This window comes from Rhodanobacter sp. UC4448_H15, from assembly GCF_052978265.1.
In genome coordinates this window covers 1404912-1425716 of record NZ_CM129665.1, presented here as the reverse complement: position 1 = coordinate 1425716, position 20805 = coordinate 1404912, and the positions used below count along the sequence as shown (strand labels likewise).

Below are 20805 nucleotides of genomic sequence, written 5' to 3'. Positions count from 1 at the left end.
GCGCGTTCATCTGGCGGAGTGCCGTGCACGGCGCCGATGCGCGATCCGCGCCGCGATGGTCCACACCGGCCCGGACAACAGGTACACGGTGAAACCCGCCAGCAGCACCCGCGCCGGCGCCAGATACAGCAAGGCAAGCAGCAGCACCGCCACCACCATCCAGGCGAACGGCACGTTGCCGCGCTCGCCCATCGGCAGCGACTTGAAACTGAAATAGCGGAAGCGGCTGACCATCAGCAGGCCGGTGACCACCACGATCGCCGCGCTGGCGAAGGCCAGCTCGGCGCCGCTCCAGCCGGCCTTCTCCATGGTCCACACGAACGACATGTTCACCGCCGCCGCGGCCGGACTGGCCAGGCCCTGGAAATAGCGCTTGTCGGCCACCCCTGCCTGGGTATTGAAGCGCGCCAGCCGCAGCGCGGCGCAGGCGGCATAGATGAACGCGCACGCCCAGCCCAGCTTGCCCCACAGCGGCCCCACGTCGCGCAGCGCCGACAGCGACCACGTGTACATCACCAGCGCCGGCGCGAGGCCGAAGCTGACCAGGTCCGACAAGGAGTCGTACTGCACGCCGAACTCGGTCTGCGTGCCGGTCATGCGCGCCACGCGCCCATCCATGCCGTCGAGCACCGCCGCCAGGAACACCGCGATGGCCGCCTCGACGTAATGGCCGCCGATGCTGGAAATGATCGCGTAGAACCCGGCGAACATCGCCGCCGTGGTGAACAGGTTCGGCAACAGGTAAATGCCGCGGTGCCGGGGCGGTTGAACGGGCATGGGTGGACTCATGAAGCAGGATCGTGACGGAGTAGGCGCAGTGTAAACCATTGCCTGCTTGAGTCCGGGGCGCCGGAGTGATAACAAGGAACGACTGATTTTCCCCTGTCCGGAGACCCCCATGCGCCGTTCGCTGATTGTCGTGGCACTGCTGCTGTTTGCCCCGTTGTGTGCCGCGCAGGTCTACAAGTGGACCGACGCCAGCGGCACCGTGCACTACTCCGAGGCGCCGCCGACGCAGGGGGTCAAGTACAGCAAGGTCACCACGACCGGCACGGTGGAGCCGCTGGTCAAGCCGGCCGAACGAAGCAATCCGGAGGACGTCGCGGGCGGCAGCAACGAGCCCGCCGTCGCGCCGAAGACCATGGCCGACACCCCGGAGAACCGCAAATCGCTGTGCGCCTCGCTGCAGTCCAACCTGGCGACCCTGCAGGGCAGCGGTCCAGTGGTGATGGAGAAGGATGGCAAGCCCAACGCACTGGACGCCTCGCAACGCCAGCAACAGATCGCCACCGCCCAGGCCCAGTACGACCAGTACTGCCAGGGCAAGTAAGCCCCCGGGCCGCACTCCGGCGGCGGTGGCGCCGCTACAATGGGCGCTTTACACGCCGGAATCGCCCGCATGCGCCTCAGCCAATTCCACCTGGCCACCGTCAAGGAAGTCCCTGCCGACGCCGAGATCGCCAGCCATCGCCTGATGCTGCGCGCCGGCATGATCCGCCGGCTGGCTTCCGGCCTGTACACCTGGAGTCCGCTGGGCCTGCGCGTGTTGCGCAAGGTCGAGCGCATCGTGCGCGAGGAAATGGATCGCGCCGGCGCGATCGAATTGCTGATGCCGACCATCCAGCCGCGTGAACTCTGGGAGGAAACCGGTCGCTGGGCGAAATTCGGCCCGCAGCTGCTGAAGATCCGCGACCGCAAGGAGCAGGAATTCTGCTATGCGCCGACCGCCGAGGAAGTGATTACCGATTACGCCCGCAACGAGCTGAAAAGCTACAAGCAGCTGCCGGTCAATTTCTACCAGATCCAGACCAAGTTCCGCGACGAGATCCGCCCGCGTTTCGGCGTGATGCGCGCGCGCGAATTCCTTATGAAGGATGCCTATTCATTCCATCTCGGGCAGGAGTCGCTGGCGGAAACCTACGCCGCGATGTACCAGGCCTATGTGCGCATTTTCACCCGCCTCGGCCTGAGCTTCCGCGCGGTGCAGGCCGACACCGGCGCCATCGGCGGCAATGCCAGCCATGAATTCCAGGTGCTGGCCGATTCGGGCGAGGACGCGATCGCGTTTTCCGACGGCTCCGACTATGCCGCCAACCTCGAGAAAGCCGAAGCGCTGCCCCCGTCCGTCGAACGCCCTGCGCCCGCCGCCGGCCTGCAGCGCGCGGACACGCCGACCCAGAAAACCATCGCCGACGTCGCCGCCTTCCTGAAAGTGGAACCGCGGCAATGCGTGAAGACCCTGCTGGTGCGCGGCGTCGAAGGGCTGGTCGCGCTGTGCCTGCGCGGCGACCACGAACTCAACGAGGTCAAGGCCGGCAAGCTGGCCGAGCTGCCGGGCGAGATGGTGCTCGCCGGCGAAGAGGAAATCCGCGCCGCCTGCGGCACGCGCCCCGGGTTCATCGGCCCGGTCGGCCTGCCCGATTCCATCCCCGTGATCGTCGATCGCGACGCCGCCGTACTGGCCGACTTCGTCTGCGGCGGCAATGCCGACGGCGTGCACTGCACCGGCGCCAACTGGGAGCGCGACGCGCGCATCAGCCGCATCGCCGACCTGCGCAACGTGGTCGAGGGCGATGCCTCGCCCGACGGCCACGGCGAACTGCACCTGGCCCGCGGCATCGAAGTGGGCCACGTGTTCCAGCTGGGGACGAAGTATGCCGACGCCCTGCGCGCCACCGTGATCGACGAAGGCGGCAAGGCCCAGGTGATGGCCATGGGTTGCTACGGCATCGGGATCAGCCGCATCGTCGCCGCCGCCATCGAGCAGCGCCATGACGACGCGGGCATCATCTGGCCCGAGGCGATGGCGCCGTGGCGGGTGGCGGTGTGCGTGATCAACCCGAAGAACGCCTCCGCCGCGGTCAACGAGGCCGCCGAGGCGCTGTACCAGGCACTCGTCCAGCGCGGCATCGAAACCGTGCTGGACGATCGCGGCCTGCGTCCCGGCAACATGTTCGCCGACATGGAGTTGATCGGCATCCCCCATCGCGTGGTGGTGAGCGAACGCGGGCTGGCCGCCGGCACGCTGGAATATCGCGGCCGCGAGGACAGCGAGAGCCGCACGTTGAGCCAGGATGAGTTGTTCGCACTGCTGGCCTGATTAATGAAACCGGCGGGTTTCGAATATCGGTACATTTGCCCTTGCAACCCTGTTTCATAATCGTTTCGAATATGAACTGTGACGCGCGTCGGGGAGTTTGGCGCTTTACAAATGTTTGTCCGATCATGGAGAATCCCCACTGGCCGGCATTCACCATGCCCGCATTGCCTCGATAATGGGGCATGATTCGTCACCCTCACCGGAGTCCGTCCATGGCCGTCGATATCAAGAATCTCAACCACAATCAGCTCAACGATCTCATCAGCAAGGCACAAATCCGTCAGGACGAATTGCGCAAGGAGAAGGTCGTCAAGCTGCGCGAGAAGGTCCACGCGCTGATCAAGGCCGAGGGTTATTCGTTCGAGGACATTTTCGGCGGTGCCCGCAAGAGCAAGCGCGCCGGCGCCAAGGTTGCCCCGAAGTATCGCAACCCGGCCAACCCGGCGCAGACCTGGTCCGGCCGCGGCAAGCGTCCGCACTGGTTCAACGACGCGCTGAAGGCGGGCAAGAAGGAAAAGGACCTGACGATCTGATCGCCGTCCCCACGCCATGGAAACAGCGCCGGCCTCGCGCCGGCGCTTTTTTTTGGCTTGAACTATGCGACGTCCATTCGCCGCGCAAGGCTCATGCGGACGCAACGCAAAGGTAGGTCAGGAAGGCGCGGCTCTTGATCTTGCCGGGGCCAGGAGCACCCTCCTCAATCCTCCCCTGCTTCAAAGGGGAGGAGGCGAAGGTGCCGCGCGGGTTCGTCTCCCGTGATGAACCGGGTGGCGTGAAGTCCGGCTAGCCCGGTCGCTTTTGTTTTACAGAGAGCGCCGCGGCGAAATCAGCAAGTCGCCGAACATCAGCCCCGCCACCAGCGACACCAGCAGGGTGACCAGCAGCAAGCCGGCGTCCAGGCCGAGCGAGGTGTCGCGTTCGAGCAGGAACGACATGCTGCGGAAGCCCACGCTGCCCGGCACCAGCAACAGGATGCCCGGTTCGCGGATTACCGCGCCGGGCCGATGCGCATAGCGCGCGTAGACGTTGGCCAGCGCGCCCAGCAGCAAGCCGCCCAGGAACACGCCTACCGGCGCGCCCGGCAACGAGGTGGAGATCTCGCCACCCCAGCGCGTGGCCAGATAACCCACCACCACCGCCGCGATCACTGCCGGCCAGTCGCGCCGGGCGGCGCGGAACAGGATCGCGAAGGCGATCGCGGCGACCAGCAGCACCGGGTAATCGGTCCATGATGGCAGCGGCGGCAAGGCGAAATCGCGCGCAGTGATGCCGAGTGCGCTGCACAACTCGGTCGCGGCGATGACCCCGAAAGTGAGCTTGAGCAGGGTCGCCATCGCGCCGCCCATGCGCGCCATGCCGGAAACCAGGTGCTGGCTGGAGATCTCGCGCACGGCGGTGGTCAGCGACATGCCGGGGATCAGGATGATCAGGCTGGCCAGCACCACCGACTTGATCGCCAGCGGCACGATGAAGGCGCTGACCAGGATCGCCACCATGGTCGCCACCAGCGCACTGATTGCATCGCTGGCCGCCGCCAGCTGCGGCCGCACGGCAGCCGCCAGGGTGATGCAGCCGATGATCGTGCCGATCACCGCCGCGACCACCAGGTCCACCCACGAGCTGTGCAGGAACAGCGCCGCAATCGAAGCCGCGGACAAGCCGTAGCTGGCGATCAGGCCGATTTTCTCGCGTCGGCTGTCCGGCCGACCCAGCTCGCGCAGCAGGCGAAAGCCTTCGCGCAGGCCCAGCTCGCCGGCGATCGCGCGGTCGGCGATGTCGTCGGCCTGGCACAGCCGTTCCAGGTTCACCTCGCCCGGCGGCAGCCGCACCACCTGGGTGGTCGTCGCCACGCGCTCCTCGCCCTGGGCGAGGTCGGCGAAGGAAATGATGACCGCGGTAGGGCTGGACCACACGTCGGCGGACAAGCCCAGCCGCTGCGCCACGCCGGCCACGGCCATCTCCAGTCGCGGCGCGGTGGTGCCGTACTGGTGCAGGCGCCGCGCCAGCTCCAGCACGAACGCCATGCGCGTGTTCAGCGCGGTGGTGGCGAATTGCTGCTGGCTGATGGTGCCGCTCATGCCACCGCGCGCACCTGCAGGGTGGAACCATCGACGGCAACCACTTCCACGATGGCGCCCAACGGCAGGTCCGGCCCGTTGACCAGCCACTGGCCGTCGCCCACGCGGGCCTTGCCGCGACCATTGACGATCGCCTCGATCAGCTCATAACGCTGGCCGATCATCTGCTCGGCGCGACGGTTGAGGCGTTCGCTGCCCGGCACGCGACGCTCCAGCTTCGGCCGCAGCCAGCGCGCGTAGGCCACGCAGAAGGCGAATGCGAGCAGGCCGAACACGATCGCCTGCGCCAGCAGGCCCAGCGTCGGCACGGCCCACAGCAGCACGCCCATCGCCGCCGCGGCCAGGCCGATCCACAGCAGGAAATAGCCCGGCAGCAGCAGCTCGCCGGCAATCAGCAGCAGCGCCAGGATCCACCACAGGTAATGCACGGCAAGTTGCCACATGGTCGAGGACTCCACTCAGCGCAGCGGCGGCACCGGCGCGGCCGCCGGGCGCTGCTGCTGGGTGAGGGATTCCTTGGCCAGTTCGGCGATGCCGGCCATCGCGCCGATCACGCCGGTGGCCTCGATCGGCAGCAGCAGCATCTTCTGGTTGGGCGAATTGGCCATTTCCTTCAGCGCGCCGATGTAGTTGTTGGCGACGAAATAGTTCAGCGCATTGATGTTGCCGCCGGCGATCGCGTCGGAGACCATCGTGGTGGCCTTGGCCTCGGCCTCGGCGGTGCGCTCACGCGCCTCGGCGGCGCGGAACGCGGCCTCCTTCTCACCCTCGGCAGAGAGGATCGCCGATTGCTTCTCGCCCTCGGCCTTGAGAATCGCCGCCTGGCGGAAGCCCTCGGCGTCGAGGATGTTGGCGCGCTTCTCGCGCTCGGCCTTCATCTGCCGTGCCATCGCGTCGATCAGGTCGCGCGGCGGCGAGATGTCCTTGATCTCGATGCGGTTGACCTTGACGCCCCACGGGTGGGTCGCCTCGTCCACCACGCGCAGCAGGCGGGCGTTGATCTCGTCGCGCTTGCTCAGGCTTTCGTCCAGGTCCATCGAGCCGAGCACGGTGCGGATGTTGGTCATCACCAGCGCCAGCGAGGCCTGCTCCAGATTGGCCACTTCATAGGCCGCCTTGGCCGCATCCAGCACCTGGTAGAACACCACGCCGTCGACACGCACCACCGCGTTGTCCTTGGTGATGACGTCCTGCGAGGGCACGTCCAGCACCTGCTCCATCATGTTCATCTTGTGCCCGATCGCCTGGTAGATCGGGATCAGGAAATGCAGCCCCGGGCTCAACGTGCCGGTGTACTTGCCGAACGTCTCCACCGTCCATTCGTAACCCTGCGGCACGATGCGCACCAGCTTGACGATGCCGATGACGACCACGACCAGGATGACCAGCGCCAGCAGTTGTGCGATACCCATGAAGCTCTCCCCTTTCCGTGAAGATGTCAGTATAGGCGAGCGCAGCGCCGTCGAGCGGGCCGGACCATGGCGTCATGGAACGATCATCACGACCGCGGCCGGGCAGCCCGGCGCTGTCATCGTCGCGTAACATGGCCGTGATTCCATGGCGCCGGCTGCCACTGGGCATATGCATGCAAAAACGCATCCTGATCATCGAAGACGAGGCGCCGATCCGCGACATGGTGGCGTTCGCGCTGCGCCGCGCAGAGATGCTGCCGGTCTGCGCCGCCGATGCCGGTGAAGCGCAGCTGGCCATCGCCGAGGCGGTGCCCGACCTGATCCTGCTCGACTGGATGCTGCCGGGCATCAGCGGCATGGACCTGGCCCGGCGCCTGCGCCGCGAGGAGCTGACCCGCGACCTGCCGATCATCATGCTGACCGCCCGCGGCGAGGAGACCGACCGCGTGGCCGGCCTGGATGCCGGCGTGGACGACTACGTGGTCAAGCCGTTTTCCACCCGCGAGCTGGTGGCGCGGATCAAGGCGGTGCTGCGCCGCAGCCAGGGCGAGGACGGCGCCGGCATGATCGAGCTGGGCGGGCTGCGTCTGGACGGCCAGGCGCACCGGGTGTTCGCCGGCGACGAGCCGGTGCACCTGGGCCCCACCGAATACCGCCTGTTGCACTTCTTCATGAGCCACAGCGAGCGCGTGTATTCCCGCGCGCAACTGCTCGATCATGTCTGGGGCGGCAGCGTCTACGTGGAGGAGCGCACCGTCGACGTGCACATCCGGCGCCTGCGCAAGACCCTGGAAGCATGGGGCCTGGATGCCCTGATCCAGACAGTGCGCGGCACCGGTTACCGCTTCTCCGCCCAGCCCGCACCCGTGCGGCCCTGAGCAGCTCCGGCCGGCGCATGCGCAGCATCCGCACCTCCTTCGACACCGGCTTCCTCGTCATCGTGATCGGCTCGATGACCGGCGCGATCGTCGCCGCGCTGTGGGCGTCGCCATGGTGGGCGCTCGGCGTCGCCCTGGGCGGTGAAGCCGTCGCGCTGGGGTGGTGGCTGCGCGCACGCCGTGCACGCCGGACGCGACCCGATACACCTGGCCAACTCCGCGCCGCACGCGCCTTGCGCCAGTCGCGCCTGCGCGCGCAGTTGCACGACGTGCGCGACGCGGTGGGCGCACTGGCCGATGCCGTGGTGCTGTTCGACGATCAGGGGCGCGTGCGCTGGTTCAACGCGGCCGCTACCCGTCTGCTCGGCGTGCGGCGCGAACACGTCGGGCAGCCGCTCGCGCAATGGCTCGACGGCAGCGAGCTGGGCACGTGGCTGCGCACGAATGCCACGCAGCCGGCCGCCGACCTGCCGGCGCCGGCGGATGCGTCGCTGCGCCTGGCCGCGACGATCATCCCCTTCGGCCAGCAGCTGAAGGTGCTGCTGGCGCGTGACATCAGCACGCTGATCCGGCTGGAGCAGGTGCGCCGCGATTTCGTGGCCAACGTCTCGCATGAGCTGCGCACGCCGCTGACAGTGATCCACGGCTATCTGGAACTGCTGGACCCCGTGGACGTGCCCGAGCTGGCGCCGGTGCTCGGCGAGATGCGCATGCAGTCGCAGCGGATGCAGCAGATCGTCGAGGATCTGCTGACCCTGTCACGGCTGGAAACGCGCGAGGCCCTGCCGGACGAGGAAGTGGCCATGATTCCGCTGCTGGAGACGCTGCGCCGCGAGGCGGTGGCGCTCAGCCAGGGCCGGCACCGCATCAGCGTGGAGGCGACCACTGCGGTGCGCCTGCGCGGCTCGATCCATCACCTGCACAGCGCGTTCTCCAACCTGACCAGCAACGCCGTGCGCTATACGCCCAGCGGCGGCGAGATCGTGATCGGCTGGCGGCAGACCGCCGATGGCGGCGCGATCTTCTCCGTGCGCGACAGCGGGCTGGGCATCTCCGCCGAACACCTGGTGCGACTCACCGAGCGCTTCTACCGCGTGTCGTCCAGCCGCTCGCGCGAGTCCGGCGGCACCGGCCTGGGCCTGTCCATCGTCAAGCACGTGCTGAACCTGCACCAGGGGCGCCTGGTGATCGAGAGCGAGCCCGGCCGCGGCTCGACCTTCTCCTGCGTGATGGAAGCCTCGCGCGTGTTGCCGCCGGACCGCGGCGGCATCTTCCGCGCCGAGACGCCGACGAACTGAGCGGCGCCTGCGCGCAACTCCTTGTCGCAAAAAAAACGGCACGGAGAAAGTCCGCGCCGGGAGCCGATTCAGGAGGAGAGCGGCATCTCGAAGATGCCTGCCATGGAGGGGAGTGCCTGGCAGGCGCAGGCATTATCGCGACGCCGCGTGACAGGCCGATGACACGCGAGGCGGGTCCGGTCTTCTCGTCTGGCGACGGAGCGCACCGCGCGTTGCACTGCCGAAAGCCGTCGACGACGGCCGTGCGCGCTGCCTCCCGGCGCGCAGGACACCAGCGCACAAGCGTCATGCAGCCGTCGCCCGCGTGCAACAGGGCCGCGCCACGATCGTTGCCAGTTCCGATCGGAGAGCAGCGATGCGCGTCAGCTTCGTCACGGAAACCTGGCCGCCCCAGGTCAATGGTGTCGCCCTCACCGTGCGTTCGCTTGCCACCGGCCTGGCGGCACGCGGGCTCGGCGTCGACGTGATACGCCCCGGTCATGGGGGCCGCGACGGCAAGGTCGAGCTGGTGGGCGCACGCGGCGTGGCGCTGCCGCGCTACCCGGGCATGCAGTTCGGCCTGCCCGCCGGCAGTGCGCTGCGCCGGCGCTGGCATGCGAAGCGGCCCGATGCGGTGTACATCGCCACGGAAGGTCCGCTGGGCGCGTCGGCGCTGCGCGTGGCCAACGCGCTGCAGGTCCCGGTGGTGAGCGGGTTCCACACGCGCTTCCACGACTACGCCGCCCACTATGGCGTCGGCCTGCTGGCGCCGCTGGTACGCAACCACCTGCTCGGCTTCCACCGTCGCGCGCAGATGACCCTGGTGCCGACCAACGCGCTGCACGCCGAGCTGACGGATGCCGGTGTCGACCACGTGCGCAAGCTGCGCCGCGGCGTCGATGTCCGGCTGTTCTCGCCGGAGCGGCGCGATCCGGCGCTGCGCCGCAGCTGGGGCGTGGATGACGAGACGCCGGTGCTGCTGTGCGTCGGACGGATCGCTGCGGAGAAAAACCTGGGCCTCGCCGTGCAGGCTTTCCGCGCGTTGCAGGCACGCACGCCCGCCGCGCGCCTGGTGATGGTCGGCGACGGTCCGCAACGCGCGGCGCTCGCCAGCGCCTGCCCCGAGGCCCTGTTCGTCGGCACCAGGCACGGCGCGGATCTGGCCGCGCACTACGCCAGCGCGGACGTGTTCCTGTTCCCGAGCCTGTCGGAAACCTTCGGCAACGTGGTACTGGAAGCGATGGCCTCGGGGCTGGCGCTGGTCGCGTTCGACCATGCCGCGGCGCAGGAGCACGTCGTCGACGGCATCTCCGGGCGCATTGTGCCGCCCTCGGACGCGCGCAGTTTCATCACCTCGGCCTATCAGCTCGGCGTCGACCCGACGACCCGCCGCAGGCTCGGCGCCCATGCGCGGCGCGCCGCGCTGCGGTGCCCGCCGGACATGGTGATCGCGGAATTCGAGACTTTGCTGGTCTCGCTGCTGCATGGCCATCCCGATGACCGTCTCCGCGCCGTCGCCTGAACCGGCAACTCTGTCGCTGGACGCGCTGCTGTGTCGCGCGGCCAGCCGCTGGGGCGCGCGTCGCGCGGTGCAACGGATCTTCGGCGCGGCCAGCCGCCTCGGCGATGGCTGGCTCTGGTACGGCCTGATCGCCGCGTTGGCCATCGGCGGCAGTGACCGCGGTCGGCACGCCGCACTGCAGATGGCCGGCACCGGCATCGTGGCGTGGTTGCTCTACCGCACGCTGAAGCGCCGCACGCGTCGCCCGCGGCCGTTCCGCGTGCACCGCGAAGTGATCGCGCGCGCACCGCCGCTGGACGAGTTCAGCTTCCCGTCGGGACATACGCTGCACGCGGTGAGCTTCGGCATCGTCGCCGCCGGCTGGTTTCCCGTGCTGGCCCTTCCGCTGGCGCTGTTCGCCGTGCTGGTGGCGATGTCGCGAGTGGTGCTGGGCCTGCACTACCCCAGCGACGTGCTCGCCGGTGCCGCACTCGGCGCGCTGCTCGGCCTCGGCTCGCGCGGGCTCGACGCCGCACTCGTCGGCACCCTGGCGGGTTGAACCGCCCTCACCCGCCGACCCTCCGCCCATGACCATCGCAAGCGCGCCGCAGCACGTCGAGCCGGAGCCGGCCAGCGTCGGTTTCCGCGCGGCGAACCTCTGCCTCAACCACGAACTTTCGGCGCTCCAATTCAATGCCCGCGTGCTGGCCCAGGCGCGCGACGCCACGGTACCGCTGCTGGAACGGCTGCACTTCCTGTGCATCTCGGTGCGCAACCTCGACGAGTTTTTCGAGGTGCGCGTGGCCAGCCTCAGGCACTGGATCGCCTACGGCGACGCGCGCCCAGGCCCGGACGGCATGCCCCTGGCCGAGGTGCTCGCGCAGGTGCGCGACAACGCCACCCGGCTGATGCACACCCAGTACGAAACGTGGCATGACGAGCTGCGCCCGGCGCTGGCGCGCGAGGGCATCGTGTTCATCGACGGCACGCCCTGGTCGCCCGCACAGACGCGCTGGGCGCGCACGCACTTCGAGCGCGAGATCCTGCCGGTGCTCTCGCCGCTGGGCTTGAACTCGGCCCACCCGTTCCCGCGGATACTCAACAAGAGCCTCAATGTCGCGGTGGTGCTGGACGGCGAGGACGCCTTCGGTCGCGAGGGCCATGTCGCGGTCGTGCGCGCGCCGCGCTCGCTGCCGCGCGTGATCCGCCTGCCGCCGGAGGTCGCCGGCGCGCCACACCAGTTCGTGTTCCTCTCCACGCTGCTGGAGCGCTTCGCCGACGCGATGTTCCCCGGCATGACGATCCGCGGCGCCTGCCAGTTCCGCGTGACGCGCGATTCCGAACTGGAGCTGGAAGAAGGCGACACCGAGAACCTGGCGCGCGTGCTGAGCATGGAACTGCGCGAGCGGGCTTACGCCGACGCGGTGCGGCTGGAACTCGGCGAGGGCTGCACGCCCGAGGTGCGGCAGATGCTGCTGGTGAACTTCGGCCTGACCGATGCCGACGTGTACCTGTGCAGCGGCCCGGTCAACCTGCATCGCGCGTCGGCGGTCTATGACATGGTCGATCGCCCGGATCTGAAATATCCGCCGTTCGTGCCGGCCGTGCCTCGCGCCTTCACGGCGGACGCCGGCATGTTCGATACCATCAGCCAGGGCGACCTGCTGCTGCATCACCCGTTCGATTCGTTCACGCCCGTGCTCGAACTGCTGCGCCAGGCCAGCACGGACGCCGACGTACTGGCGATCCGGCAGACGCTGTACCGGGTCGGCGAGGACTCGCCGCTGGTCGGCTACCTTGCCGATGCGGCCCGCTCCGGCAAGGAGGTGACGGCGGTCATCGAGTTGCGCGCCCGCTTCGACGAGGAGGCGAACATCCGCCTGGCCGACCGTCTGCAGGAGGCCGGCGTGCAGGTCGTGTACGGCGTCGTCGGCTACAAGACCCACGCCAAGATGCTGCTGATCGTGCGCCGCGAACGGGGCGTGCTGTGCCGCTACGCGCACCTGTCCACCGGCAACTACCACCTGGCCACCAGCCGGCTCTACACCGACATCGGCCTGATGACCCGCGACCCGGGCATCTGCGCCGACGTGGGCCGGATCTTCCAGCAGCTGTGCAGCCTCGGACCGGCAGTCGAGCTGGAGCACGTGCTGCAGTCGCCCTTCAGCCTGCACCGCGGCCTGCTCGCCCTGGTCGAGCGCGAGATCACGCACGCATGCGCCGGCAAGCCGGCGCGGATCATCGCGCGCATGAACGCGCTGAACGAACCTTCCATGGTCGCCGCGCTCTACCGCGCCTCCTGCGCCGGCGTCGAGATCGACTTGATCGTGCGCGGCGCATGCATCCTGCGCCCGGGCCTGCCCGGGGTCTCCGAGCGCATCCGCGTGCGGTCGGTGCTGGGCCGCTTTCTCGAGCACAGCCGCGTGTACTGGTTCGCCAACGACGGCTGCGCCGAGATCTACGGCTCCTCGGCCGACTGGATGGAGCGCAATCTGCTGCGCCGGGTCGAGGCATGCTTCCCGATACGCGACCCGCGCATCGCGGCGCGTGTCTTCCGCGAGACGCTGCAGAACTACCTGGACGACAACGTGCAGGCCTGGCTGCTGGACGCCGATGGGCACTATCGCCGCGCCACGCCGGGCGACGCACCGGCGCATGCGGCGCAGGGCTGGCTGCTGGACCGGTACAAGACCTGACGCCTCGGCGGACGCGCGCGCAGCGTCATCGCCATCATCCGCGCAAAAAAAAGAAACGGCGGGCATCCTGGCCCGCCGCTCTCCATCCCTGGGTGGAACTCCCTCACGATAACCGTTTGCCCCGCCGCGCCGCCGCGGACTGCCGCGGCGGCACGGGGTTCAGAAGCGCACTTCGCCGAACACGCCGATCTCGTTGGTCTTCACGTTGCGCACGTGCGGCGGTACCGGCGTGCTGACGGACTTGTCGGCCTTCTCGTGCTTCCACACGCCGGCCAGCTTGAAGCCCTTGGTCACCTGGTACTCGACGCCGGCGTTGTAGTAGACGTTCTTGTTGGCGCCATCCAGCGTCTTGCTGAGCTTGGCGTTGTCGTAGCGGGCGAACAGGCTCACGTCGTCGGCCACCGCCACGCTGCCCCACAGCGAGTAACCGTCGGCCTTGTCGGTGGCCGTGGTGAGCACGTTGTTCCAGTTCTTCGCCGTGAAGTACTCGGCGCCGAGACGGAACGCGTCGCTGGCATAGGCGACCATGATGTCGCCGCGCTCGGCCGTGTTCACGGCGTTGACGTTCTCGGTCTCCTGGCCGCGATGGCCGCGGTAGCCGCCGATCGCCACCACCATGTTCTCGAACGGCACGAAGCCGAGGCGGCCCTCGACATCCACGCCCTTGCTGCGGCCCGGATTCTTGTAGCCGTTGCCGTTGACCACCGACACCGCGTAGTTGAACGACTTGCCGGCGCCCAGCTCGCCACCCAGGTGCAGGCCCCAGTCCGCCGAGTTGCCGTACTTCAGGCGGTCGGTGATGGTGTTCTCGACGTAGCGGAAACCGTAGTACTGCTCGGCGAACGGAATCCACGGCATGTCGGTCGAACCGATGCGCAGCACCGCCGCGTCGTCGAACTTGCCCTGCACGTAGGCCTTCTTGACGAACAGGCTGGTCTGGCCGTCGCTGCTGGAATAGTTGAAATCGGTGGTCAGGTTCATCGACCAGATGTCGTTGAACTTGTGGTCGACGCCGAGGTAGAAGCGCTTGACGTCCATGCCGATGCCGGACTTGTCGGTCTTGCCGCTGTCGCTGTCCTTCTGGTCGATGTTGGTGAAGTCGAAGTACATGCGGCCGGACAACTTGGTGTTGTTGACCAGCTTCTCCAGCGACTCGAGTTTCTTGTCGCTGGCGGTGGTCACCGCCGTCGCCTTCTCCACCGCCTGGCCGGTGCTGACGTTGATGTCGGACTGCGCATCGGTGCGCTGTTCCAGTTCGTTCACCTTGGCCTGCAGTGCGGCGAGCTGGGCCTTCAGCGACTCGACCTCGGCGCTGGTGGTCGCCGACGTCCGGTTCTGCGGCGCGGCCGCGGCCGTGAAGCTGGCAACCCCGAGGCCGGCGGCAATCGCCACCGCAATCAGTTTGGAACGCATGTCTTTCTCCGCAAGTGGGTGGGAAATCGCTGGGTCGCCGCCCGAACCGGAGGGGCCTGGCCGGCGATTGGTTAAAAGTTTGCAGACGGACTTTTACGGCTGGATGCCACTGACATGACAGATTCGAGACACTCCCGCGCGCGGCCCGCCGGCACTGTCGCAGGGGCTGTCATCTTGCTGCAACATTCATTTCATTCAATGGCAACACGAAAAGCCTGAAATGGCGGGGTCGCATCCGACCCTACTCGAAAGGAGCTTCCATGTTGACCCTCCGCAAACTGCCAGTCCGGCTCGCCGCCGTCGCCACGTTCGCCGTGACCTCGACCTTCGGCGTGGCCGCCCACGCCACCGACATCACCGGCGCCGGTTCCAGCTTCGTCTACCCGGTCATGTCCAAGTGGTCGGCCGCGTATGCCGAGAAGACCGGCAACCGCCTCAACTACCAGTCGATCGGTTCCGGCGCCGGCATCGCGCAGATCAAGGAAGGCACCATCGACTTCGGCGCCTCCGACGCGCCGATGAAGGCCGAGGACCTGAAGAAGTACGGCCTGGGCCAGTTCCCGATCGTGGTCGGCGGCATCGTGCCGGTGGTCAACATCGCCGGCGTGCAGACCGGCCAGATCAAGCTGGACGGCGCCACCCTGGCCGACATCTTCCTGGGCAAGATCAGGAACTGGAACGATCCGAAGATCGCCGCGCTGAACGCGGGCCTGGCCCTGCCGGCCGGCAAGATCACCGTGGTGCATCGCTCGGACGGTTCGGGCACCTCGTTCAACTTCACCAACTACCTGTCCAAGGTCAGCCCGGAGTGGGCCGGCAAGGTCAAGTTCGGCACCGCCGTGGAATGGCCGACCGGCGTGGGCGGCAAGGGCAACGAGGGCGTGTCGCAGTACGTGCGCCAGATCAAGGGCTCGATCGGCTACGTCGAATACGCCTACGCGGTGAAGAACAAGATCAGCTGGGTGAACATGAAGAACGCCGCCGGCAACGTGATTGCGCCGGAAGCGGAGAGCTTCGCGGCCGCCGCAGCTACCGCCGACTGGGCCAGCGCCAAGGACTTCAACCTGATCATGACCAACGCGCCGGGCGCCAAGGCGTGGCCGATCACCGCCACCACCTGGATCATCATGTACAAGTCGCCGAAGAACGCGGGCAACAGCAAGGTCGCCTTCGACTTCTTCAAGTACGCGCTGGAGCATGGCCAGCAAGCCGCCAGCGAACTCGACTACGTGCCGCTGCCGGCGTCGCTTGTCAGCCAGATCGAGGCGTACTGGACGTCCGAGTTCAAGCATTGATGGCTTGATCGAAGCCGCCGCCCGCCCCGTTCGCCCCGAGCGCGTGGCGCAGGGTCGGAGCCGAAGGAGACTGCCCTTCGGCTCCGCTGCGCTACGCTCGGGGCGAACGGGGTTTGTTCAATCACAAGCCGGTCACCGAGTCCCGCATGACGACAGCCATCACCACCGACATCCTGGAACAGCGCAGCCGCCGTGACGCCCGTCACGAGCGGCTGTTCCGCTGGCTGTTGAAGGCCTGCGCGCTGCTGGTGCTGGCATCCCTGCTCGGCGCCGCCGCGGCCACCCTGTGGGGCGGGCGCGACGCGTTCGCCACCTTCGGCTGGCACTTCCTGGTCAGCTCCGAATGGGACCCGGGCAACGAGGTCTACGGTGCCCTGGTGCCGGTGTACGGCACCCTGGCCACCTCCTTCATCGCCTTGCTGATCGCCGTGCCGGTGAGTTTCGGCATCGCGGTCTATCTCTCCGAAGTGGCGCCGGCCTGGCTGCGCACGCCGGTGGCCTCGGCCATCGAACTGCTGGCCGGCATCCCCTCGATCATCTACGGCATGTGGGGGCTTTTCATCTTCGCCCCGTTCTTCGCCGAACACGTCAAGCCGTGGCTGACCAACAACCTCGGCAACCAGCCCGACGACGGCCAGCTGTCGTGGGTGGCCGAGCACGTGCCCTTCGTGGGCAAGCTGTTCGGCAGCAGCTATCCGTTCGGCGCCAGCATCCTGGTCGCCGGCATCGTGCTGGCGATCATGATCATCCCGTTCATCTCCTCGGTGATGCGCGAGGTGTTCCAGACCGTGCCGACGCGGCTGAAGGAATCGGCCTATGCGCTGGGTTCCAGCACCTGGGAGGTATCGTGGGACATCGTGCTGCCGTACACCCGCTCGGCGGTGATCGGCGGCATCTTCCTCGGCCTCGGCCGCGCGCTGGGCGAGACGATGGCGGTGACCTTCGTGCTGGGCAACGCGATGCAGCTGTCGGCCTCGCTGCTCGACCCCGGCACCTCGATTGCCTCGACCATCGCCAACCAGTTCAGCGAAGCCGCCGGCCTGCAGAAGTCCGCACTGATGGCGCTGGCCTTCCTGTTGTTCGTGGTCACCTTCATCGTGCTGCTGATCGCCCGCCTGATGCTGCGCCGCCTGGCGAGCAAGGAGGGTCGTTGATGAACGCGCTCTACCTGCGCCGGCGGATCACCAATGCGCTGGCCATGACCATGAGCATGCTGGCCACGCTGGTGGGGCTGGCCTTCCTCGCCTGGATTCTCTGGGAAACGCTGCGCCAGGGCATCAGCGCGCTGGACCTGAAGCTGTTCACGAAAATCACCGCCTACGGCGAGGACGGCGGCCTGCTGAACTCGATGGTCGGCAGCCTGGTGATCAACTTCATCGGCATCGGCATCGCCACGCCGATCGGCGTGCTGGCCGGCACCTGGCTGGCCGAGTACGCCAACCGCACGAAGCTGGGGGAGTCGATCCGCTTCCTCAACGACATCCTGCTGTCGGCGCCGTCGATCGTGATGGGCCTGTTCGTCTACACCATCATCGTGCTGCCCAGCACGGCGCTGACCCACGGCAACACCACCTTCTCCGGCTTCGCCGGCGGCGTGGCGCTGGCGCTGATCGCGTTGCCGGTGATCGTGCGCACCACCGACGAGATGTTGCGGCTGGTGCCCTCCACCTTGCGCGAAGCCGCGCTGTCGCTGGGCGTGCCGCAGTGGAAGCTGACCGTGCAGATCCTGATCCGCGCGGCGCGCTCGGGCATCATCACCGGCGTGCTGCTGGCGCTGGCGCGGATCAGCGGCGAGACCGCGCCGCTGCTGTTCACCGCGTTCGGCAACAACTACATGGCCATCAACCCGATGGAGAAGATGTCCAGCCTGCCGCAGATCATCTACCAGTACGCCAACGACCCGGGCGAATCGATGCACGCGCTGGCGTGGGCCGGCGCGTTCGTGATCACCATGTTCGTGCTGCTGCTGAGCCTGGCCTCGCGCCTGATCCTTTCCCGCACCAAGGTGTCCCATGACTGATCCCGCCCTCGCCGCCCGGCCGTTGCCGGTGGCGTCGCCCAAGTTCACCGTGCGCGACCTGCACTTCCACTACGGCGATTTCCATGCGCTGAAAGGCATCGACATGGATATCCCCGAGAAGCAGGTCACTGCGATCATCGGGCCGTCCGGTTGCGGCAAGTCCACCTTGCTGCGCATCTTCAACCGCATCTACGCCATCTATCCGAAGCTGCGGGCCACCGGCTCGATCCTGCTCGACGGCGAGAACATCCTCGACCCGCGCTATTCGATGAACCGCCTGCGCAGCAAGATCGGCATGGTGTTCCAGAAGCCGGTGCCGTTCCCGATGACGATCTTCGAGAACGTCGCCTACGGCATCCGCCACCACGAGAAGCTGTCCAGGTCCGACATGGAAGGCCGCGTCGAGCAGGCACTGCGAAGCTCGGCGCTGTGGGACGAGGTGAAGGACAAGCTCAAGCACAACGCGCTCGGCCTCTCCGGCGGCCAGCAGCAGCGCCTGTGCATCGCCCGCGCGATCGCGCTGAAACCCGAAGTGCTGTTGCTGGACGAACCCACCTCGGCGCTCGACCCGATCGCCACCGGCCGCATCGAGCAATTGGTGGAGGAACTGAAAAGCCAGTTCACCATCGTCATCGTCACCCACAACATGCAGCAGGCAGCCCGCGTCTCCGACCTCACCGCCTTCATGTACCTGGGCGAGCTGATCGAGTTCGACAAGACCGAGAAAATCTTCACCAAGCCGGACAAGAAGCAGACCGAGGATTACATCACCGGGCGATTCGGCTGATCGACTGAAAGCCCCTCTCCCCATGGGAGAGGGGTTGGGGTGAGGGTCCGGGCGAAGCGCGATGCTTCGCTCCGCCCCGCACCCTCATCCGCCCCTTCGGGGCACCTTCTCCCAAAGGCAGAAGGAACAAGCAGAGGCACATCATGAGCACTGGCACAGACCACATCATCAAGAGCTACGACACCGAACTGAGCCGGCTCACCGCCGAGATCGTGCGCATGGGCGAGTTGTCGGTGAAACAGCTGGAGGCGGCGATCGACGTGGTCGAGCGGCGCGACGAGCGCGCCGCCCAGCGCGTGGTCGACAACGACGACACGATCGACCAGATGGAGCACGACATCAGCCACGACGTGGTGCGTCTGCTGGCATTGCGCGCGCCGATGGCCGGCGACCTGCGCAACGTGTTCGCGGCGCTGCGCACGGCGGCCGACATCGAGCGCATCGGCGATTACGCCGCCAACGTGGCCAAACGCTCGATCCCCCTGTCGATGGTGGCCCCGGTGCAGCCGGCCAGGGGCCTGGAACACCTGGCGCGGCTGGCGGCCACCGGCGTGCGCGAGGTGCTCGCGGCCTACCAGGAGCGCGATGCCGAGCGCGCGCACGCGGTGTGGAAGAACGACACCGTGCTGGACGAGGCCTATACCGGCTACTTCCGCCAGCTGCTGACCTACATGATGGAAGACCCGCGCAACATCACCCCATGCACGCACCTGCTGTTCATGGCCAAGAACATCGAGCGCATCGGCGACCATGCCACCAACATCGCCGAGAACGTGTGGTTCCAGGTCACCGGCGAACCGCTGCAATCGCAGCGCAGGAAACTCGACCAGACCTCCAGCGCGGACTTCTCCGGGCTGGCCGGACCTGGAGACAAGCCCGCGCGCCCTTGATCAGCCGCGCGGCGGCGCCTTGGCGGTCGGCAACAGCAAGGTCACGCGCAGGCCGCCGCCCTCGCGGTTGGCCAGCAACACGCGCCCGCCGTGCGCCTCGGCGATCTCGCGCGCCAGCGCCAGGCCCAGGCCGGTGCCGGAGCGCTTGGTCGAATAGAACGGCAGCAGCGCCTGCGCCAGCACCGTTTCGCTCATGCCCGGGCCACGGTCGGCCACCTCCACGCGCATCTCGGCGCCGACATCGTGGATCGACAGCGTGACCTCGTCGTCCGGGCCGCCGGCTTCGTGCGCGTTCTTGATGAGGTTGATCAACACCTGCTCGACCTGCGCGGCGTCGAACCAGCCCGGCCGCTCCGGAACGGCCGAGGCCAGACGATAGCGGCAGTGCAGCGACAGGCCTTCCAGAAAGGCCGCCCACTCCACCGCGACCGGTCGCGGTGTCGGCAGCTTGGCGAAGCTGGCATAGCCGGCGATGAAGCCGTGCAGGTGGCGGGCACGTTCGCCGATGGTGGCGAACACGCTGGGCAGGCGATCGACGTCGCCGCGCCGCGCCAGCTCCGCGCCAGAGTGCGCCAGCGAGGAGATCGGCGCCAGCGAGTTGTTGAGCTCGTGGCTGATCACCCGGATCACCCGCTTCCAGGTCGCCACCTCCTGCCGCGAGAGCTCGCGCGTCATGCGCCGGAACGAATGCAGGCGATGCGGCCGCCCCTGCAGGCGGAACGCACGCTGCGACAGGTGGAAGGTTTCGTCGCTGCCGTCCATGTCCACCGTGAGCAGCGCATCCTCGCCGCTCTCCACCGCCTGGCGCAGCACCTGCGGCGCCTCTGCCAGCAGTTCGGCGAAATCCAGCCCGGCCAGGCTGCGCCCCTCATTGAACAGGTGCCTTGAGGCGATGTTGGCGTAGGCCACGCGGCCCGCGGCATCGGTGAGCACCAGCGCCACCGGCGTGTTCTGCACCACCGTGTCCAGCAGCAGCTCGCGTTGCGCCAGGTGCTGGCGCTGCTCACGCAAGGTGTGGCCCAGCTCGTTGTGCATGCGGATCAGCTTGCCCAGTTCGTCGCGGCGGTTGGCTGCGATGGAGAAGCTGAAATCACCGTCGCGATAACTGGCCACCGCGCCTTCCAGCGCCCGCAGCAGGCGGCTCACCGGGTCCAGCGCGCGCCCGGCCAGCCAGATCGCGGCCAGCATCAGCAACACCAGCCCCACGGCCAGTGCGATGTAGACATCCTGCGGCGGCGTCGCGGTGACCGCGGCCGATGCCGCCTCGCCGGCGCCGGCCGCGCCGCCATGCAACCACGCGAGCAGTTGCGGCAGTGGCCAGCGGGTGACGCCGACGAGGATCAGTGCGCCGACCACGCCGGCGGCGACCAGCAGCAGACTCAGCCGCGCGCGCAGCGAGTTCAGCAGTTGCCACATGGGGCGCCGCTCCGGCCGCTGCGCACGGCGGCAGGCACCGAC

19 protein-coding genes are annotated in these 20805 nt (G+C 67.8%); 13 read left to right on the top strand and 6 right to left on the bottom strand.

The genetic code is table 11. The features are described from left to right. Positions 1 to 6 precede the first annotated feature (6 nt). Positions 7 to 789 carry a CDP-alcohol phosphatidyltransferase family protein gene (locus ACVCMI_RS06310; RefSeq protein ID WP_395116982.1) on the bottom strand — a complete coding sequence of 261 codons (783 nt, stop codon included), beginning with the start codon at positions 787 to 789 and terminating at the stop codon, positions 7 to 9. A gap of 109 nt (positions 790 to 898) precedes the next feature. Between ACVCMI_RS06310 and ACVCMI_RS06305 the strand changes: the two genes are divergently transcribed. The 3 genes from ACVCMI_RS06305 (at position 899) to ACVCMI_RS06295 (ending at position 3633) form a co-directional block, all read left to right on the top strand. After that, on the top strand, positions 899 to 1330 hold the full coding sequence (locus tag ACVCMI_RS06305) for a DUF4124 domain-containing protein (protein ID WP_395116980.1): 432 nt from the start codon (positions 899 to 901) through the stop codon (positions 1328 to 1330). Positions 1331 to 1399: 69 nt separating this feature from the next. Continuing rightward, positions 1400 to 3100 carry a proline--tRNA ligase gene (locus ACVCMI_RS06300; protein ID WP_395116978.1) on the top strand — a complete coding sequence of 567 codons (1701 nt, stop codon included), beginning with the start codon at positions 1400 to 1402 and terminating at the stop codon, positions 3098 to 3100. 212 nt (positions 3101 to 3312) lie between these two features. Beyond that, positions 3313 to 3633 carry an H-NS histone family protein gene (locus tag ACVCMI_RS06295; RefSeq protein ID WP_395116976.1) on the top strand — a complete coding sequence of 107 codons (321 nt, stop codon included), beginning with the start codon at positions 3313 to 3315 and terminating at the stop codon, positions 3631 to 3633. Positions 3634 to 3903: 270 nt separating this feature from the next. Here ACVCMI_RS06295 and ACVCMI_RS06290 read toward each other — a convergent pair whose 3' ends face one another. Genes ACVCMI_RS06290 through ACVCMI_RS06280 form a run of 3 tightly spaced genes read right to left on the bottom strand, consistent with a single transcriptional unit; the run spans position 3904 to position 6590 of the window. Beyond that, positions 3904 to 5178, bottom strand: coding sequence for a threonine/serine exporter family protein (locus tag ACVCMI_RS06290; protein ID WP_395116974.1), 1275 nt, complete (start codon positions 5176 to 5178; stop codon positions 3904 to 3906). Then, positions 5175 to 5621, bottom strand: coding sequence for an NfeD family protein (locus tag ACVCMI_RS06285; RefSeq protein WP_447099432.1), 447 nt, complete (start codon positions 5619 to 5621; stop codon positions 5175 to 5177). The genes ACVCMI_RS06290 and ACVCMI_RS06285 overlap by 4 nt, the downstream gene beginning before the upstream one ends. Positions 5622 to 5636: 15 nt before the next feature. After that, complete coding sequence (locus ACVCMI_RS06280) at positions 5637 to 6590, bottom strand: SPFH domain-containing protein (protein ID WP_210772072.1); 954 nt, start codon at positions 6588 to 6590, stop codon at positions 5637 to 5639. Positions 6591 to 6763: 173 nt separating this feature from the next. Here ACVCMI_RS06280 and phoB point away from each other — a divergent pair, with 173 nt between their 5' ends. From phoB to ppk1, 5 genes are all read left to right on the top strand, one after another. Continuing rightward, positions 6764 to 7468 carry a phosphate regulon transcriptional regulator PhoB gene (gene phoB, locus ACVCMI_RS06275; RefSeq protein WP_395116970.1) on the top strand — a complete coding sequence of 235 codons (705 nt, stop codon included), beginning with the start codon at positions 6764 to 6766 and terminating at the stop codon, positions 7466 to 7468. A 17-nt stretch (positions 7469 to 7485) separates the two neighbouring features. Then, the gene (phoR, locus tag ACVCMI_RS06270) at positions 7486 to 8766 is read left to right on the top strand and encodes a phosphate regulon sensor histidine kinase PhoR (RefSeq protein ID WP_447099433.1); all 1281 of its coding nucleotides are present in this window, start codon (positions 7486 to 7488) and stop codon (positions 8764 to 8766) included. A gap of 355 nt (positions 8767 to 9121) precedes the next feature. Next, positions 9122 to 10267 carry a glycosyltransferase family 4 protein gene (locus ACVCMI_RS06265; protein WP_447099434.1) on the top strand — a complete coding sequence of 382 codons (1146 nt, stop codon included), beginning with the start codon at positions 9122 to 9124 and terminating at the stop codon, positions 10265 to 10267. Continuing rightward, positions 10242 to 10805: a phosphatase PAP2 family protein gene (locus ACVCMI_RS06260; protein WP_447099435.1), complete on the top strand. Its 564-nt coding sequence runs from the start codon at positions 10242 to 10244 to the stop codon at positions 10803 to 10805. The genes ACVCMI_RS06265 and ACVCMI_RS06260 overlap by 26 nt, the downstream gene beginning before the upstream one ends. Before the next feature lie 28 nt (positions 10806 to 10833). After that, positions 10834 to 12942: a polyphosphate kinase 1 gene (gene ppk1 / locus ACVCMI_RS06255; protein ID WP_447099436.1), complete on the top strand. Its 2109-nt coding sequence runs from the start codon at positions 10834 to 10836 to the stop codon at positions 12940 to 12942. Positions 12943 to 13101: 159 nt separating this feature from the next. Here the strand turns inward: ppk1 and ACVCMI_RS06250 are convergent, their stop codons facing one another. After that, entirely contained in the window at positions 13102 to 14355 is a 1254-nt protein-coding gene (locus ACVCMI_RS06250) for a porin (protein ID WP_395116961.1), read from the bottom strand. Between the two features lie 260 nt (positions 14356 to 14615). Between ACVCMI_RS06250 and pstS the strand changes: the two genes are divergently transcribed. The 5 genes from pstS to phoU all read left to right on the top strand — a co-directional run bounded on the left by pstS (position 14616) and on the right by phoU (position 19347). After that, on the top strand, positions 14616 to 15650 hold the full coding sequence (gene pstS, locus ACVCMI_RS06245) for a phosphate ABC transporter substrate-binding protein PstS (protein ID WP_447097021.1): 1035 nt from the start codon (positions 14616 to 14618) through the stop codon (positions 15648 to 15650). Between the two features lie 146 nt (positions 15651 to 15796). Next, positions 15797 to 16804: a phosphate ABC transporter permease subunit PstC gene (gene pstC, locus ACVCMI_RS06240; protein WP_395116957.1), complete on the top strand. Its 1008-nt coding sequence runs from the start codon at positions 15797 to 15799 to the stop codon at positions 16802 to 16804. After that, positions 16804 to 17670 carry a phosphate ABC transporter permease PstA gene (pstA, locus tag ACVCMI_RS06235; RefSeq protein ID WP_136256896.1) on the top strand — a complete coding sequence of 289 codons (867 nt, stop codon included), beginning with the start codon at positions 16804 to 16806 and terminating at the stop codon, positions 17668 to 17670. The genes pstC and pstA overlap by 1 nt, the downstream gene beginning before the upstream one ends. Further along, positions 17663 to 18457, top strand: a complete 795-nt coding sequence (gene pstB / locus ACVCMI_RS06230; RefSeq protein ID WP_395116955.1) for a phosphate ABC transporter ATP-binding protein PstB — start codon at positions 17663 to 17665, stop codon at positions 18455 to 18457. Before pstA ends, pstB begins: the two co-directional genes overlap by 8 nt. A 143-nt stretch (positions 18458 to 18600) precedes the next feature. Then, complete coding sequence (gene phoU / locus ACVCMI_RS06225; protein ID WP_447097022.1) at positions 18601 to 19347, top strand: phosphate signaling complex protein PhoU; 747 nt, start codon at positions 18601 to 18603, stop codon at positions 19345 to 19347. On the opposite strand, the gene ACVCMI_RS06220 is transcribed toward phoU, so the two are convergent. Further along, the gene (locus tag ACVCMI_RS06220) at positions 19348 to 20763 is read right to left on the bottom strand and encodes a sensor histidine kinase (RefSeq protein WP_447097023.1); all 1416 of its coding nucleotides are present in this window, start codon (positions 20761 to 20763) and stop codon (positions 19348 to 19350) included. It lies immediately after the preceding gene. Positions 20764 to 20805: the final 42 nt, after the last annotated feature.